The organism is Vagococcus penaei (assembly GCF_001998885.1).
GTDB lineage: Bacteria > Bacillota > Bacilli > Lactobacillales > Vagococcaceae > Vagococcus > Vagococcus penaei.
On record NZ_CP019609.1, the window covers coordinates 840,421 to 858,948 of the forward strand.

The 18,528-nt window shown below is 42.7% G+C and carries 4 protein-coding genes, 11 tRNA genes, 6 rRNA genes and 1 pseudogene; all 22 read right to left on the reverse strand.

Going from position 1 to position 18,528, the window contains the following annotated elements; all coding sequences use genetic code 11:
• Positions 1–19: 19 nt before the first annotated feature.
• Positions 20–1,111 (reverse strand): NADH-dependent flavin oxidoreductase, encoded by a 1,092-nt coding sequence (locus BW732_RS03925; protein WP_077275569.1) that lies wholly within the window; start codon positions 1,109–1,111, stop codon positions 20–22.
• Positions 1,112–1,206: 95 nt separating this feature from the next.
• Positions 1,207–1,623: a MarR family winged helix-turn-helix transcriptional regulator gene (locus BW732_RS03930; protein ID WP_077275570.1), complete on the reverse strand. Its 417-nt coding sequence runs from the start codon at positions 1,621–1,623 to the stop codon at positions 1,207–1,209.
• 130 nt (positions 1,624–1,753) lie between these two features.
• Positions 1,754–3,081, reverse strand: a pseudogene (locus BW732_RS11675) (polysaccharide deacetylase family protein).
• 464 nt (positions 3,082–3,545) lie between these two features.
• The gene (locus BW732_RS03945; RefSeq protein WP_126844435.1) at positions 3,546–5,423 is read right to left on the reverse strand and encodes an ABC transporter ATP-binding protein; all 1,878 of its coding nucleotides are present in this window, start codon (positions 5,421–5,423) and stop codon (positions 3,546–3,548) included.
• On the reverse strand, positions 5,416–7,149 hold the full coding sequence (locus BW732_RS03950) for an ABC transporter ATP-binding protein (RefSeq protein ID WP_077275574.1): 1,734 nt from the start codon (positions 7,147–7,149) through the stop codon (positions 5,416–5,418). The genes BW732_RS03945 and BW732_RS03950 overlap by 8 nt, the downstream gene beginning before the upstream one ends.
• A 93-nt stretch (positions 7,150–7,242) precedes the next feature.
• A tRNA-Asn gene (locus BW732_RS03955) sits at positions 7,243–7,316 on the reverse strand.
• A gap of 12 nt (positions 7,317–7,328) precedes the next feature.
• A 5S ribosomal RNA gene (gene rrf / locus BW732_RS03960) occupies positions 7,329–7,444 on the reverse strand.
• An 85-nt stretch (positions 7,445–7,529) separates the two neighbouring features.
• Positions 7,530–10,441: ribosomal RNA gene (locus tag BW732_RS03965) — 23S ribosomal RNA — on the reverse strand.
• A 168-nt stretch (positions 10,442–10,609) separates the two neighbouring features.
• Positions 10,610–10,682 (reverse strand) — tRNA-Ala (locus tag BW732_RS03970).
• A 74-nt stretch (positions 10,683–10,756) separates the two neighbouring features.
• Positions 10,757–12,312 (reverse strand): 16S ribosomal RNA (locus BW732_RS03975).
• A 326-nt stretch (positions 12,313–12,638) separates the two neighbouring features.
• Positions 12,639–12,712 (reverse strand) — tRNA-Pro (locus tag BW732_RS03980).
• Between the two features lie 10 nt (positions 12,713–12,722).
• Positions 12,723–12,796: transfer RNA gene (locus BW732_RS03985), tRNA-Arg, on the reverse strand.
• A gap of 13 nt (positions 12,797–12,809) precedes the next feature.
• A tRNA-Leu gene (locus BW732_RS03990) sits at positions 12,810–12,895 on the reverse strand.
• Between the two features lie 12 nt (positions 12,896–12,907).
• Positions 12,908–12,979: transfer RNA gene (locus tag BW732_RS03995), tRNA-Gly, on the reverse strand.
• Between the two features lie 12 nt (positions 12,980–12,991).
• Positions 12,992–13,064: transfer RNA gene (locus BW732_RS04000), tRNA-Thr, on the reverse strand.
• A gap of 12 nt (positions 13,065–13,076) precedes the next feature.
• A tRNA-Leu gene (locus BW732_RS04005) sits at positions 13,077–13,158 on the reverse strand.
• A gap of 5 nt (positions 13,159–13,163) precedes the next feature.
• A tRNA-Lys gene (locus tag BW732_RS04010) sits at positions 13,164–13,236 on the reverse strand.
• Positions 13,237–13,246: 10 nt separating this feature from the next.
• Positions 13,247–13,319, reverse strand: a tRNA-Val gene (locus tag BW732_RS04015).
• Positions 13,320–13,337: 18 nt separating this feature from the next.
• Positions 13,338–13,453, reverse strand: a 5S ribosomal RNA gene (gene rrf / locus BW732_RS04020).
• An 85-nt stretch (positions 13,454–13,538) separates the two neighbouring features.
• Positions 13,539–16,450: ribosomal RNA gene (locus BW732_RS04025) — 23S ribosomal RNA — on the reverse strand.
• 167 nt (positions 16,451–16,617) lie between these two features.
• Positions 16,618–16,690: transfer RNA gene (locus tag BW732_RS04030), tRNA-Ala, on the reverse strand.
• 74 nt (positions 16,691–16,764) lie between these two features.
• Positions 16,765–18,320 (reverse strand): 16S ribosomal RNA (locus BW732_RS04035).
• The 16S, 23S and 5S rRNA genes sit together here with 11 tRNA genes alongside, the layout of an rRNA operon.
• Positions 18,321–18,528: the final 208 nt, after the last annotated feature.

Here is an 18,528-nt window from a genome sequence, read left to right on the forward strand (position 1 = left end):
CACTCCATCACTTTCTGTTTTATTTATCTGGTCTCACGGCATAAACAAAATCCCATAATTCTGGAACGTCCATCATCGTTAAATTAACATCATTGCCTAAATCTTTTCGACTTCGGATCTCTGAATCACGATGAGTTAAGATTTTCCCGCCCCAATCAGGATCAATCAACAAAGCTTGTCCAACTGCAACTAATTCTGCATCTTGTAACACTTGTTCAACGTCTGCTGACGTCGTTACACCGCCAACTCCCATAAGAGGCAAACGTCCATTAATTACCTTATGCACCCAAGTTAAGATACTTTGACCTTGATAATCTACTTCATTTGATTCTCGGTGGTAATCATTCAATGAAACATGTAAATAATCAAGTGGCCATTCAAGTAGTTTTTCAATCAAGTAAGCTGTATCTGCCATACGAATTCCTGGTGTTTCATATTCTTCTGGTGAAAAACGATAACCGAAAATAAATTCCTCGGAAGCTTCTTCAGCAATCAATTGGCTCAATTCTTTTACAAGTAATAAAATAAATTTAAAGCGTTTATCTAACGTACCACCCCAGTCATCCGTCCGTCGATTAGAATGTGGTGAAAAAAATTGTTGAATCAAATAGGTATTTGCTCCATGTAATTCAATTCCATCAAAACCAGCTTGAATCGCACGACGTGTTCCCTGCTTAAAATCAGCAATCACTTCATAAATTTCAGTATCTGTAAGTTCTCGAGGCGTTTCAGCATTTGTTCTTTCCGCTTTAATACTGCTCGCCGAAACAGGTTGCTCACCATCTAAAACAGCTCGTGAAGTCATTCTACCAGCATGAAAAATTTGTAGAATAGCCTTAGCACCTTGTTGTTGAATTCCCTTAGCTAACCGTGTCAACCCTTCTATATGTGAATCGTCGTAAACGCCTAATTCACCAAACCACCCCTTACCATTTTTTTGGACGTTTGTCGCGCCAGTAATTACCATACTTACATCCCTGCTACGATTGGCGTAATAAGTTACCTCATCATTTGTCACGACACCGTTGAAATAACTTAACTGTGTGGTCATTGGTGCCATCACCAACGGATTTTTTAAGACTACACCATTTGCTAATTGAACTTGTTTCATTTTCTCGACCTCCTAGGCTATATTATTAATGCATGTGCATACATAATATAAAATAAAAAAGCATCTTTTACAAGTAAGATGCTCTGGGAAAAAAATTATTTTAATTTTATTGATAAACAACTTAAGTAATCACCTGTAAATATAGGTTTCAATGATTCATCAACAATTTCAGAACTCTCTAAATAGCAAACTTTACCCTGCTCAGTTAAGCGGACATATTTTTCTTTTTTATTTCCTGGTAAAAAGTATGCCTCAATAACTTTATGACATTTTTTTTCCATACGCATAATCATCCGTGACATCGCACTTTGACTCAAACCAATAAATTTTTCCAACTCCGTCATATTGACATCACGTTCCGCATTTTGATAAAGATAATACAATAAGTAAAATTCTTTTAACGTCAAATCTTTTCGTTCTAATAATAAGCGTTCAATATTGGCATCAACCTCCATTTGAAGTTGAAACAGTGATAACCAATTATCAATCCGCAATTCCTTTGTATTACTCACACAGTGACACCACCTTCAACTAAACATTATTCCTTAATTATTGTAGATGATTTATACAGGTTTGTATAGCAAATAAATTAACGAAAAAGACTTAAAAAACACATAGTGTGCTTTTCAAGTCTCAGTTTTTTTAAATAACATCAATTAATTCATCAACAAAACAAAATTCGTATCCTTGAGATTTTAAATGTTTAATCATCGGATCAAGACTATCAGCAGTTGTACTATAAATGTCATGCATTAAGATCACACTATGCGGTAATACACTAGATTTAACTTGTTTTAAAATCGCGTTTGAATTACGTGTTTTCCAATCTAATGAATCCACGTTCCATAAAGCTATTTCCATCCCTGTTGCATTTTTCACTTTTGAGTTAAATGAGCCGTACGGCGGTCTTAACAGATAAGGTTCCTCACCAATAATTTTTTCGATTTTTTGGTTCGTTTTTATGACTTCATTTTGAATCCCTTTTTCATCTAAATTGATTAAATTAGCATGGCTGTAACTATGATTCGCAATTACATGGCCTTCATCATGAGCACGCTTGACTACATCAGGATTGGCATCCACCATCGAACCCAAAACAAAAAATGTCGCTTTGACATCATTTTTTTCAAAATATCCAGAATACGAGGTGTACTAGTATTATTAGGACCATCATCAAAAGTCAATGCTACAAGTTTTTTATCTGATACGGCCTTATTTTTTTGATCTAAATGATTCGATAATAATTCAACTTTTGACGTCAAATCATTACGAATTTCTGGATTTTTAACCAAATGAAGCTGATGTGAAATAGACCGATAGTCTTCCCTAGACGGTTCCTTGATTATCTTATCATCAGAAACAAAGGTCTTTAACTCTTTTTCCAATTTGGTAATCGTTGAATTTTGCTTTTTAGCACTATTAATCCCTGCTGTTACAACTTCTTTAAACTCATCATCAGGAAGTTTAGTCTGTAATTTCTCTAGTGTATCAATTTTCTTAGTTTCATTTGCTTCTTTTAAAGCAGACTCTTGATTAAATTGATAATTTTTGATTGGGTTATCTAAAAATAAATCAGTTAAATCAACTTGACTAGCATATTTATTAGCAAAAGTACTAGCTTGTTTATCTAGTTTCTTAGCTTCCTTACGAACAGCAATCAAATCAGTCGCAATAATTTTATTGGAAACATTTGGAGCCTTAGCTAATACTTGATAGGAGTCATTCGCTAACTCTTTTATCTTTTTTAAATTATTCTTTGCATTGTCCATATTTAAAAATGCACTATTTTTCGAATCATATGAAGTGTGTAATAGATTCTCTAATTGTTGATTCTTCGCTCTAACTTCAGTTACAATTTTTTTAGCTTGATTATTTTTTTGAATTGTCATCCCTACATAAATTAATTCAACGATCAACACTAGACCTAGAGCAACAACCAAGCAACGTTGCCATTTTTTCATTCGTTTCATTTTTTTAACGCCAACCTTTTCTTTGTTCTAAAAAAAATAAACTATTACTTACAATAATAGTTTATTTTTTATAATCCCTTGTTAGTTTACCTTGATAAAAAATATTTTTCAAGTATTTAAGCTAATAAAAGTTATTAAATTATTTTCAACTAAATTCAATATTTTCATTTTTTTATTGAAAATATTGAATTTCATCACTAAAAAAACTTCTTATTCTCAAATAAAATAACCATATACTCGTTATTATTTGAAAGGTTATTAATATTTTTATGTCATTTTATATTAAAATATTCCTAATCATTTCGTAAATCAACTAAATATGGTATTTTAGCATTAGATCACTTTAAAAATAGCTGTTTCTTCTATTATTAATACATTATTTAATGTTTTAATAAATATCATTCATTAAATTGATAAAAAACAGCTAGCTTATCCAAAGCTAACTGTTTATCTTTATAATCTATTTAATCCATCTCAATGACGCCTGTCGCGAGTTGATGATACAATCCAAGCTCACCAAGTAGGCTGTGATGCGTCCCACGTTCTATAATACGTCCGTGGTCCATTACCATAATGACATCTGCATTTTGAATTGTTGATAGTCTATGAGCAATTACAAAAACAGTCCGACCTTCCATTAGACGATCCATTCCTTCTTGAACAATTAATTCAGTCCGCGTATCAATACTTGATGTGGCTTCATCTAAAATCATAACTGGCGGATTGGCAATAGCTGCCCGAGCAATCGCTAATAGCTGACGTTGCCCTTGTGACAAGCTATCTCCACTACCACTAATCACAGTATCATATCCGTCAGCTAATTTTTCAATAAAATAATCCGCATTAGCTAATTTAGCCGCGGCATAAACCTCAGCATCTGTTGCATCAAGCTTACCGTAACGGATATTTTCTTTAATTGTACCAGTAAACAAATGTGTATCCTGTAAAACAACTCCTAAGGATTGACGTAACGACTCTTTTGTAATTTGTTTAATATCTATTCCATCATAGAAAATTTGCCCCTTTTGAATATCATAGAAACGATTAATTAAATTCGTAATAGTCGTTTTACCCGCACCTGTTGCACCAACAAAGGCTATCTTTTGTCCAGGTTTAGCAAATAGATTAATGTCATGTAGTATCTGTTTATCCTCATCATAAGAAAAATCAACATGTTCAAAGGTCACATCGCCTGTAACCCTTGTATAATGATACATCCCATCTACTTGGCGTACTTTCCAAGCCCACATACCTGTCCGAGTACTTGACTCACTTAAATGACCATTTTCATCATACGTAGCATGCACCAATGTTGTTGTTCCACTGTCCGTTTCAGCAGGCTCATCCATTAAACTAAAAATGCGTTCAGCACCAGCTAAGGCCATAATCACAAAATTAATCTGCTGTGAAATCTGGCTAATAGGCATATTTAAAGATCTACTCAACTGCAAGAAAGAGGCAATCATCCCAATAGTCAATCCACTAATACCATAAATAGAAAATAAACCACCGACAACTGCTACTAAAACATATTGAATATTTAGCAAGTTCATCATAATTGGCATTAATGAGTTAGCGTATATATTAGCTTGCGTCGCACTTTCCCTTAAATCTTCAGTTATATTTTCAAAGTCAGTCACAACTTTTTGCTCATGATTAAATATTTTAACAACTTTTTGACCATGAATCATCTCTTCGATATAACCATTGACACGTGCTATATCACGTTGTTGTTGCCCAAAAAACTTACCACTACGACCTGCAATAAACCGAATTGTCAACATCATCAAAGTAACAGAAATCATTACAAATAATGTTAAGGGAATACTAATTGTAAACATAGCGATAAAGGTACTTACAAAACTAACTAAAGCAGCAATTAAGTTAGGGAGACTTTGTGACATCATTTGACGTAATGTATCAATATCGTTCGTATAATGACTCATAATACTCCCAAAGCTATGTTGATCAAAGTAACGGATCGGCAATGATTCCATATGTGTAAATAATTGATTACGAATTTGCTTCTGAGTTCCTTCACTAATTGTTACCATCATCATATTGTAAAGTAAGTTTGCTAGGATCCCAATACCATAAATTAAAGCCATCGTTAATACAGCTTTTAATAATCCGCTAAAATTAGGATTAGCGGTTCCTAATAAAGGTGTTACGTAATCATCCACAACTACTTGTAAAAACAAAGAACCACGAATATTAGCAAACGTACTAACAAAAATAAGTGAGAGTACACCAATTAAGCGCCATCCGTAAGTTTGAAACATAAAGCCAAAAATACGTTTAAGAGTTCCGATTGGATTTTGACTGCCACGATGTTTACTCATTATCACCAAATCCTTTCTGTTGCGACTGATATACTTCTTGATAAATTTTATTCGTTCTTAATAACTCTTCATGTGTGCCGATTCCATTTATTTGTCCTTTATCCATCACAATTATTTTATCAGCTTCTTGAATGGATTGAATTCTTTGTGCAATTATAAATGTCGTCGTTCCAGGTATTTCTTTTTTGAGACCGTCTCGTATCATTTGGTCAGTTTTGGTATCAACCGCACTTGTTGAGTCATCTAAAATTAATATTTTAGGTTTCTTTAGCAAGGCACGTGCAATCGTTAACCGTTGCTTTTGACCACCAGATAAGTTGGTCCCACCTTGAGTTAGAACCGTTTCATATTTATCAGGTAATTCTTCAATAAATTGATCTGCTTGAGAAATATGACACACACGTTTTAAATCAACATCCGTTGCTGTCGCATCTCCCCATAACAAATTATCTTTAATTGTCCCAGAAAACAATATATTTTGTTGTAACACCATCGCAACGTTATCACGAAGAGTCTTGATATCATATAGCTTAACATCAACTCCGCCAACAAGAACTTGACCCTTTTGAACATCATATAATCTTGGAATTAATTGAACTAAAGACGTTTTAGAACTACCAGTACCACCTATTATCCCTACGACTTCACCAGAATTAACGACTAGATTAATATTAAATAATGCAGATTTTCTATCATCTGCTACATAGCTAAAAGTAACCCCTTTAAATTCTACTTTACCACTTGTTACATCATAAATAGGTTCAACGGGATTTTTTAAGTCACTTTCCTCAGAAATCACTTCAGTAATCCGTTCTGCAGAAGCTTTTGCAATAATAACCATTACAAAAACCATGGATAACATATTTAAACTCATTAATATCTGTCCAGCATAGGTATACATACTAACGAGTTCTCCAGTACTTAGATCACCTACAACAATCAATTTGGCACCCACCCATGAAATCAGTAACATAGCAGAATACATACTAAACTGCATCAATGGTGTATTAAAAGCAACAATTCTTTGTGCCAGAGAATATCGACGATACATCTGTTCTGATACATCTTCAAATTTCATAATTTCACGATCTTCACGAACATAAGATTTAACCACTCGAATACCTTGCAAATTTTCTTGAACAATTTGATTCATTCGATCATAGACTTTAAAGACTTTCTCAAAAACAGGAAAAGCAAAACGAATAATTAAAAATAAGCCTAAAGCTAATATAGGAATAATTAAAAGAAAAGTTGTTGCTAATTTTTTATTAATAATAAATGCCATCATTAAAGAAAAGATAAACATTAATGGACTTCTAATTAAAATCCTAATCACCATTTGATAAGCATTTTGGACATTTGTCACATCTGTAGTAAGACGTGTCACTAAACCTGAAGATGAAAATTTATCAATATTTGAAAAAGAAAAATCTTGGACTTTACCAAACAGGCGATTTCTTAAATTCCTTGCAAATCCTGCAGAAGCAATCGCTGCATATCTACCAGACATGGCACCTAAAAATAAAGCTAAAATTGCTAAAATTACTAATAACCCGCCAATCAATATAATATTACGAGTATTTTGTTTCTCAATTCCTTGGTCAATTAATACCGCCATTACTAGTGGTATTATAATATCTAAAGCTACCTCTAATGTCACAAATATTGGTACAATCAACGTTGTTTTTTTAAATTCTTTAACATTTGACAGTAGTATTTTCAACATATTTACTTTCCCCTTTTCCATTTTATTTTTAATTAAAAATTTGTATAAACAAAAAAACAAAGGAATTTTCCTTTGTTTTTTACTCAATAGTAACTCCGGCAGTAGGACTCGAACCTACGACATCATGATTAACAGTCATGCGCTACTACCAACTGAGCTATGCCGGAATACTTATAAATGCGTGGCAGCGTCCTACTCTCACAAAGAGAAACCCTTCACTACCCTCGGCGCTAAGAAGCTTAACTGCTGTGTTCGGCATGGTTACAGGTGTATCCTTCTTGCCATCACCACCACACTTCTATAAGTGTTCTATTTAATTAAGTGATTGCTCACTCAAAACTGGATTTGAAGTTATCATTAACATAAGTGACACCGTTTATTTGGTTAAGTCCTCGATCGATTAGTACTAGTCCGCTCCATACATCACTGTACTTCCACTCCTAGCCTATCTACCTGATCATCTCTCAGGGATCTTACTTTCTTAAAGAAATGGGAAATCTCATCTTGAGGGGGGCTTCACGCTTAGATGCTTTCAGCGTTTATCCCGTCCATACATAGCTACCCAGCAATGCCCTTGGCAGAACAACTGGTACACCAGAGGTATGTCCATCCCGGTCCTCTCGTACTAAGGACAGCTCCTCTCAAATTTCCAACGCCCGCGACGGATAGGGACCGAACTGTCTCACGACGTTCTGAACCCAGCTCGCGTGCCGCTTTAATGGGCGAACAGCCCAACCCTTGGGACCGACTACAGCCCCAGGATGCGACGAGCCGACATCGAGGTGCCAAACCTCCCCGTCGATGTGAACTCTTGGGGGAGATAAGCCTGTTATCCCCAGGGTAGCTTTTATCCGTTGAGCGATGGCCCTTCCATGCGGAACCACCGGATCACTAAGCCCGACTTTCGTCCCTGCTCGAGTTGTAACTCTCGCAGTCAAGCTCCCTTTTGCCTTTACACTCTTCGAATGATTTCCAACCATTCTGAGGGAACCTTTGGGCGCCTCCGTTACATTTTAGGAGGCGACCGCCCCAGTCAAACTGTCCATCTGACACTGTCTCCCGCCACGATAAGTGGCGCGGGTTAGACTGGTCATAACACAAGGGTAGTATCCCACCAATGCCTCCCTCGAAACTAGCGTTCCGAGTTCAACGGCTCCTACCTATCCTGTACATGTGTCACAAACAGTCAATATCAAACTACAGTAAAGCTCCATGGGGTCTTTCCGTCCTGTCGCGGGTAACCTGCATCTTCACAGGTACTAAAATTTCACCGAGTCTCTTGTTGAGACAGTGCCCAAATCGTTACGCCTTTCGTGCGGGTCGGAACTTACCCGACAAGGAATTTCGCTACCTTAGGACCGTTATAGTTACGGCCGCCGTTTACTGGGGCTTCAATTCTGAGCTTCGCTATTGCTAACCCATCCTCTTAACCTTCCAGCACCGGGCAGGCGTCAGCCCCTATACGTCATCTTTCGATTTTGCAGAGACCTGTGTTTTTGATAAACAGTCGCTTGGGCCTATTCACTGCGGCTAAACTTGCGTTTAGCACCCCTTCTCCCGAAGTTACGGGGTCATTTTGCCGAGTTCCTTAACAAGAGTTCTCTCGCTCACCTTAGGATTCTCTCCTCGACTACCTGTGTCGGTTTGCGGTACGGGTCGTTTGCTTCTAACTAGAAGATTTTCTTGACAGTGTGATATTGGAACTTCGGTACTAAATTTCCCTCCACATCACAACTCGTCCTTAGAGGTGTAAGCATTTGACTCACACCAAGACTTGTTGCTTATACGCACATATCCAACAGTGCGCTTCCGTAACCTCCTGTGTCCCTCCATTGTTCAAACAAAACAAACGAGTACAGGAATCTCAACCTGTTGTCCATCGCCTACGCCTATCGGCCTCGGCTTAGGTCCCGACTAACCCTGGGAGGACGAGCCTTCCCCAGGAAACCTTAGTCATTCGGTGGACAGGATTCTCACCTGTCTTTCGCTACTCATACCGGCATTCTCACTTCTAAGCGCTCCACTAGTCCTCACGATCTAGCTTCAACGCCCTTAGAACGCTCTCCTACCATAGAACCAAAGGTTCTATCCACAGTTTCGGTAATATGTTTAGCCCCGGTACATTTTCGGCGCAAGGGCACTCGACTAGTGAGCTATTACGCACTCTTTAAATGGTGGCTGCTTCTAAGCCAACATCCTAGTTGTTTGTGCACCCTCACATCCTTTTCCACTTAACATATATTTTGGGACCTTAACTGGTGGTCTGGGCTGTTTCCCTTTCGACAATGGATCTTATCACTCACTGTCTGACTCCCGGATATAAATGAATGGCATTCGGAGTTTATCTGAATTCGGTAACCCAAGACGGGCCCCTAGTCCAAACAGTGCTCTACCTCCATCATTCTTAATTCCGAGGCTAGCCCTAAAGCTATTTCGGAGAGAACCAGCTATCTCCAAGTTCGATTGGAATTTCTCCGCTACCCACACCTCATCCCCGCACTTTTCAACGTACGTGGGTTCGGTCCTCCAGTGCGTTTTACCGCACCTTCAACCTGGACATGGGTAGGTCACATGGTTTCGGGTCTACAACTACATACTACGTCGCCCTATTCAGACTCGCTTTCGCTACGGCTCCGCTTCTTCAGCTTAACCTCGCATGCAATCGTAACTCGCCGGTTCATTCTGCAAAAGGCACGCCATCACCCATTAACGGGCTTTGACTTTTTGTAGGCACACGGTTTCAGGTTCTATTTCACTCCCCTTCCGGGGTGCTTTTCACCTTTCCCTCACGGTACTGGTTCACTATCGGTCACTAGAGAGTATTTAGCCTTGGGAGATGGTCCTCCCGGATTCCGACGGAATTTCTCGTGTTCCGCCGTACTCAGGATACTCATAGGTGTGTTATCAATTTCGTCTACGGGGCTTTTACCCGCTCCGGCTGACCTTTCCAGGTCGATTTGACTATTCACAACAGCTACCACAGCTGAGTCCTACAACCCCAATGAGCAAGCTCATTGGTTTGGGCTGTTTCCGTTTCGCTCGCCGCTACTAAGGAAATCGATTTTTCTTTCTCTTCCTGCAGGTACTTAGATGTTTCAGTTCTCTGCGTCTACCTTCTATTAGCTATGTATTCACTAATAGATAATACCCTATAAAAGGTATTGGGTTCCCCCATTCGGAAATCTCCGGATCAAAGCTTACTTACAGCTCCCCGAAGCATATCGGCGTTAGTCCCGTCCTTCATCGGCTTCTAGTGCCAAGGCATCCACCGTGCGCCCTTATTCACTTAACCTTTTCTAACCCTAATGGTTAGATCTTTTTTGTTTGTATCAAACAGCGATATCTGATACAAACAACGCTTCACAACTTACGTTGTGTCACGCGGTGTACTTAATTTATGTTGATGTCTAACTTCAACTATCCAGTTTTCAATGAACAATAATGGTAAAGGTTCTACCAATGGAGCCTAGCGGGATCGAACCGCTGACCTCCTGCGTGCAAGGCAGGCGCTCTCCCAGCTGAGCTAAGGCCCCATTTAGTTTGAGAGTAGACCTCTCAAAACTGAACAAAGTAAATTCAACCAATGTGTTTCCGTAATTATCCTTAGAAAGGAGGTGATCCAGCCGCACCTTCCGATACGGCTACCTTGTTACGACTTCACCCCAATCATCTATCCCACCTTAGGCGGCTGGCTCCCGAAGGTTACCTCACCGACTTTGGGTGTTACAAACTCTCGTGGTGTGACGGGCGGTGTGTACAAGGCCCGGGAACGTATTCACCGTGGCATGCTGATCCACGATTACTAGCGATTCCGGCTTCATGTAGGCGAGTTGCAGCCTACAATCCGAACTGAGAACAGCTTTAAGAGATTAGCTAAACCTCGCGGTCTCGCAACTCATTGTACTGTCCATTGTAGCACGTGTGTAGCCCAGGTCATAAGGGGCATGATGATTTGACGTCATCCCCACCTTCCTCCGGTTTGTCACCGGCAGTCTTGCTAGAGTGCCCAACTAAATGATGGCAACTAACAACAAGGGTTGCGCTCGTTGCGGGACTTAACCCAACATCTCACGACACGAGCTGACGACAACCATGCACCACCTGTCACTTTGTCCCCGAAGGGAAAGCTCTATCTCTAGAGTGGTCAAAGGATGTCAAGACCTGGTAAGGTTCTTCGCGTTGCTTCGAATTAAACCACATGCTCCACCGCTTGTGCGGGCCCCCGTCAATTCCTTTGAGTTTCAGCCTTGCGGCCGTACTCCCCAGGCGGAGTGCTTAATGCGTTAGCTGCGGCACTGAAGGGCGGAAACCCTCCAACACCTAGCACTCATCGTTTACGGCGTGGACTACCAGGGTATCTAATCCTGTTTGCTCCCCACGCTTTCGAGCCTCAGTGTCAGTTACAGACCAGAGAGTCGCCTTCGCCACTGGTGTTCCTCCATATATCTACGCATTTCACCGCTACACATGGAATTCCACTCTCCTCTTCTGCACTCAAGTCCTCCAGTTTCCAATGACCTTCCTCGGTTGAGCCGAGGGCTTTCACATCAGACTTAAAAGACCACCTGCGCTCGCTTTACGCCCAATAAATCCGGACAACGCTTGCCACCTACGTATTACCGCGGCTGCTGGCACGTAGTTAGCCGTGGCTTTCTGGTTAGATACCGTCAAGGTGAGAACAGTTACTCTCTCACTTGTTCTTCTCTAACAACAGAGTTTTACGATCCGAAAACCTTCTTCACTCACGCGGCGTTGCTCGGTCAGACTTTCGTCCATTGCCGAAGATTCCCTACTGCTGCCTCCCGTAGGAGTCTGGGCCGTGTCTCAGTCCCAGTGTGGCCGATCACCCTCTCAGGTCGGCTATGCATCATGGTCTTGGTAGGCCGTTACCCCACCAACTAACTAATGCACCGCGGGCCCATCCACCAGTGACACCGAAGCGTCTTTTATCCTGTCGCCATGCGGCAATAGGAATTATGCGGTATTAGCACCTGTTTCCAAGTGTTATCCCCCTCTGATGGGCAGGTTGCCCACGTGTTACTCACCCGTCCGCCACTCACTTTTCTCGGTGGAGCAAGCTCCGGTGAGAAAAGTGCGTTCGACTTGCATGTATTAGGCACGCCGCCAGCGTTCGTCCTGAGCCAGGATCAAACTCTCAATAAAAGTATGATAACATCTTGCGATGTTTAGCTCATTTAAAAATTTTGCTAGCGAATGTTTCTATTCACTTTAAATATGGTTTGTTTTTACTATTGTAAAAACGCCCTACACATTTGGTTTGTCTTACTTTGTTCAGTTTTCAAAGGTCTAAATCTTAATTATTAGTCGCCTTAGCAACTTTATTAGTATATCAAATCTACAACACAATGTCAATACTTTTTTTATTTTTTATTTTCAGTGAATTGTAAATCTCTGACACAACTTTTATATAATAACATTATTATATATTGTATGTCAATATATTTTTAAAAGAAATTTAATTTCTTTTATCGGGAAGACAGGATTCGAACCTGCGACCCCTTGGTCCCAAACCAAGTGCTCTACCAAGCTGAGCTACTTCCCGTAAAAAAAAACGCACCCAAGAGGAGTCGAACCCCTAACCTTCTGATCCGTAGTCAGACACTCTATCCAATTGAGCTATGGGTGCTTAAAAAAATTAATGCCGAGGACCGGAATCGAACCGGTACGGTGATCACTCACCGCAGGATTTTAAGTCCTGTGCGTCTGCCAGTTCCGCCACCCCGGCTGGAACATAAAAAGCGGAAGACGGGGTTCGAACCCGCGACCCCCACCTTGGCAAGGTGATGTTCTACCACTGAACTACTTCCGCTTAGAAATAGAATGCCGGCTAAAGGACTTGAACCCTCGACCCTCTGATTACAAATCAGATGCTCTACCAACTGAGCTAAGCCGGCTATAACTTCTTATGCGGGTGAAGGGACTTGAACCCCCACGCCGTAAGGCGCTAGATCCTAAATCTAGTGCGTCTGCCAATTCCGCCACACCCGCAAAAATGACCCGTACTGGGCTCGAACCAGTGACCCTCTGATTAAAAGTCAGATGCTCTACCAACTGAGCTAACGAGTCTAATTTAAAATGGAGGTTGACGGGATCGAACCGCCGACCCCCTGCTTGTAAGGCAGGTGCTCTCCCAGCTGAGCTAAACCTCCAAAAAAATACTTATAAATGCGTGGCAGCGTCCTACTCTCACAAAGAGAAACCCTTCACTACCCTCGGCGCTAAGAAGCTTAACTGCTGTGTTCGGCATGGTTACAGGTGTATCCTTCTTGCCATCACCACCACACTTCTATAAGTGTTCTATTTAATTAAGTGATTGCTCACTCAAAACTGGATTTGAAGTTATCATTAACATAAGTGACACCGTTTATTTGGTTAAGTCCTCGATCGATTAGTACTAGTCCGCTCCATACATCACTGTACTTCCACTCCTAGCCTATCTACCTGATCATCTCTCAGGGATCTTACTTTCTTAAAGAAATGGGAAATCTCATCTTGAGGGGGGCTTCACGCTTAGATGCTTTCAGCGTTTATCCCGTCCATACATAGCTACCCAGCAATGCCCTTGGCAGAACAACTGGTACACCAGAGGTATGTCCATCCCGGTCCTCTCGTACTAAGGACAGCTCCTCTCAAATTTCCAACGCCCGCGACGGATAGGGACCGAACTGTCTCACGACGTTCTGAACCCAGCTCGCGTGCCGCTTTAATGGGCGAACAGCCCAACCCTTGGGACCGACTACAGCCCCAGGATGCGACGAGCCGACATCGAGGTGCCAAACCTCCCCGTCGATGTGAACTCTTGGGGGAGATAAGCCTGTTATCCCCAGGGTAGCTTTTATCCGTTGAGCGATGGCCCTTCCATGCGGAACCACCGGATCACTAAGCCCGACTTTCGTCCCTGCTCGAGTTGTAACTCTCGCAGTCAAGCTCCCTTTTGCCTTTACACTCTTCGAATGATTTCCAACCATTCTGAGGGAACCTTTGGGCGCCTCCGTTACATTTTAGGAGGCGACCGCCCCAGTCAAACTGTCCATCTGACACTGTCTCCCGCCACGATAAGTGGCGCGGGTTAGACTGGTCATAACACAAGGGTAGTATCCCACCAATGCCTCCCTCGAAACTAGCGTTCCGAGTTCAACGGCTCCTACCTATCCTGTACATGTGTCACAAACAGTCAATATCAAACTACAGTAAAGCTCCATGGGGTCTTTCCGTCCTGTCGCGGGTAACCTGCATCTTCACAGGTACTAAAATTTCACCGAGTCTCTTGTTGAGACAGTGCCCAAATCGTTACGCCTTTCGTGCGGGTCGGAACTTACCCGACAAGGAATTTCGCTACCTTAGGACCGTTATAGTTACGGCCGCCGTTTACTGGGGCTTCAATTCTGAGCTTCGCTATTGCTAACCCATCCTCTTAACCTTCCAGCACCGGGCAGGCGTCAGCCCCTATACGTCATCTTTCGATTTTGCAGAGACCTGTGTTTTTGATAAACAGTCGCTTGGGCCTATTCACTGCGGCTAAACTTGCGTTTAGCACCCCTTCTCCCGAAGTTACGGGGTCATTTTGCCGAGTTCCTTAACAAGAGTTCTCTCGCTCACCTTAGGATTCTCTCCTCGACTACCTGTGTCGGTTTGCGGTACGGGTCGTTTGCTTCTAACTAGAAGATTTTCTTGACAGTGTGATATTGGAACTTCGGTACTAAATTTCCCTCCACATCACAACTCGTCCTTAGAGGTGTAAGCATTTGACTCACACCAAGACTTGTTGCTTATACGCACATATCCAACAGTGCGCTTCCGTAACCTCCTGTGTCCCTCCATTGTTCAAACAAAACAAACGAGTACAGGAATCTCAACCTGTTGTCCATCGCCTACGCCTATCGGCCTCGGCTTAGGTCCCGACTAACCCTGGGAGGACGAGCCTTCCCCAGGAAACCTTAGTCATTCGGTGGACAGGATTCTCACCTGTCTTTCGCTACTCATACCGGCATTCTCACTTCTAAGCGCTCCACTAGTCCTCACGATCTAGCTTCAACGCCCTTAGAACGCTCTCCTACCATAGAACCAAAGGTTCTATCCACAGTTTCGGTAATATGTTTAGCCCCGGTACATTTTCGGCGCAAGGGCACTCGACTAGTGAGCTATTACGCACTCTTTAAATGGTGGCTGCTTCTAAGCCAACATCCTAGTTGTTTGTGCACCCTCACATCCTTTTCCACTTAACATATATTTTGGGACCTTAACTGGTGGTCTGGGCTGTTTCCCTTTCGACAATGGATCTTATCACTCACTGTCTGACTCCCGGATATAAATGAATGGCATTCGGAGTTTATCTGAATTCGGTAACCCAAGACGGGCCCCTAGTCCAAACAGTGCTCTACCTCCATCATTCTTAATTCCGAGGCTAGCCCTAAAGCTATTTCGGAGAGAACCAGCTATCTCCAAGTTCGATTGGAATTTCTCCGCTACCCACACCTCATCCCCGCACTTTTCAACGTACGTGGGTTCGGTCCTCCAGTGCGTTTTACCGCACCTTCAACCTGGACATGGGTAGGTCACATGGTTTCGGGTCTACAACTACATACTACGTCGCCCTATTCAGACTCGCTTTCGCTACGGCTCCGCTTCTTCAGCTTAACCTCGCATGCAATCGTAACTCGCCGGTTCATTCTGCAAAAGGCACGCCATCACCCATTAACGGGCTTTGACTTTTTGTAGGCACACGGTTTCAGGTTCTATTTCACTCCCCTTCCGGGGTGCTTTTCACCTTTCCCTCACGGTACTGGTTCACTATCGGTCACTAGAGAGTATTTAGCCTTGGGAGATGGTCCTCCCGGATTCCGACGGAATTTCTCGTGTTCCGCCGTACTCAGGATACTCATAGGTGTGTTGTCAATTTCGTCTACGGGGCTTTTACCCGCTCCGGCTGACCTTTCCAGGTCGATTTGACTATTCACAACAGCTACCACAGCTGAGTCCTACAACCCCAATGAGCAAGCTCATTGGTTTGGGCTGTTTCCGTTTCGCTCGCCGCTACTAAGGAAATCGATTTTTCTTTCTCTTCCTGCAGGTACTTAGATGTTTCAGTTCTCTGCGTCTACCTTCTATTAGCTATGTATTCACTAATAGATAATACCCTATAAAAGGTATTGGGTTCCCCCATTCGGAAATCTCCGGATCAAAGCTTACTTACAGCTCCCCGAAGCATATCGGCGTTAGTCCCGTCCTTCATCGGCTTCTAGTGCCAAGGCATCCACCGTGCGCCCTTATTCACTTAACCTTTTCTAACCTAATGGTTAGATCTTTTTTGTTTGTATCAAACAGCGATATCTGATACAAACAACGCTTCACAACTTACGCTGTGTCACGCGGTGTACTTAATTTATGTTGATGTCTAACTTCAACTATCCAGTTTTCAATGAACAATAATGGTAAAGGTTCTACCAATGGAGCCTAGCGGGATCGAACCGCTGACCTCCTGCGTGCAAGGCAGGCGCTCTCCCAGCTGAGCTAAGGCCCCATTTAGTTTGAGAGTAGACCTCTCAAAACTGAACAAAGTAAATTCAACCAATGTGTTTCCGTAATTATCCTTAGAAAGGAGGTGATCCAGCCGCACCTTCCGATACGGCTACCTTGTTACGACTTCACCCCAATCATCTATCCCACCTTAGGCGGCTGGCTCCCGAAGGTTACCTCACCGACTTTGGGTGTTACAAACTCTCGTGGTGTGACGGGCGGTGTGTACAAGGCCCGGGAACGTATTCACCGTGGCATGCTGATCCACGATTACTAGCGATTCCGGCTTCATGTAGGCGAGTTGCAGCCTACAATCCGAACTGAGAACAGCTTTAAGAGATTAGCTAAACCTCGCGGTCTCGCAACTCATTGTACTGTCCATTGTAGCACGTGTGTAGCCCAGGTCATAAGGGGCATGATGATTTGACGTCATCCCCACCTTCCTCCGGTTTGTCACCGGCAGTCTTGCTAGAGTGCCCAACTAAATGATGGCAACTAACAATAAGGGTTGCGCTCGTTGCGGGACTTAACCCAACATCTCACGACACGAGCTGACGACAACCATGCACCACCTGTCACTTTGTCCCCGAAGGGAAAGCTTTATCTCTAGAGTGGTCAAAGGATGTCAAGACCTGGTAAGGTTCTTCGCGTTGCTTCGAATTAAACCACATGCTCCACCGCTTGTGCGGGCCCCCGTCAATTCCTTTGAGTTTCAGCCTTGCGGCCGTACTCCCCAGGCGGAGTGCTTAATGCGTTAGCTGCGGCACTGAAGGGCGGAAACCCTCCAACACCTAGCACTCATCGTTTACGGCGTGGACTACCAGGGTATCTAATCCTGTTTGCTCCCCACGCTTTCGAGCCTCAGTGTCAGTTACAGACCAGAGAGTCGCCTTCGCCACTGGTGTTCCTCCATATATCTACGCATTTCACCGCTACACATGGAATTCCACTCTCCTCTTCTGCACTCAAGTCTCCCAGTTTCCAATGACCTTCCTCGGTTGAGCCGAGGGCTTTCACATCAGACTTAAAAGACCACCTGCGCTCGCTTTACGCCCAATAAATCCGGACAACGCTTGCCACCTACGTATTACCGCGGCTGCTGGCACGTAGTTAGCCGTGGCTTTCTGGTTAGATACCGTCAAGGTGAGAACAGTTACTCTCTCACTTGTTCTTCTCTAACAACAGAGTTTTACGATCCGAAAACCTTCTTCACTCACGCGGCGTTGCTCGGTCAGACTTTCGTCCATTGCCGAAGATTCCCTACTGCTGCCTCCCGTAGGAGTCTGGGCCGTGTCTCAGTCCCAGTGTGGCCGATCACCCTCTCAGGTCGGCTATGCATCATGGTCTTGGTAGGCCGTTACCCCACCAACTAACTAATGCACCGCGGGCCCATCCACCAGTGACACCGAAGCGTCTTTTATCCTGTCGCCATGCGGCAATAGGAATTATGCGGTATTAGCACCTGTTTCCAAGTGTTATCCCCCTCTGATGGGCAGGTTGCCCACGTGTTACTCACCCGTCCGCCACTCACTTGTCTCGGTGGAGCAAGCTCCGATGAGACAAGTGCGTTCGACTTGCATGTATTAGGCACGCCGCCAGCGTTCGTCCTGAGCCAGGATCAAACTCTCAATAAAAGTATGATAACATCTTACGATGTTTAGCTCATTTAAAAATTTTGCTAGCGAATGTTTCTATTCACTTTAAATATAGTTTGTTTTTACTATTGTAAAAACGCCCTACACATTTGGTTTGTCTTACTTTGTTCAGTTTTCAAAGGTCTAAATCTTAATTATTAGTTGCCTTAGCAACTTACATATCATAGCAATTATGTTTTTAATTGTC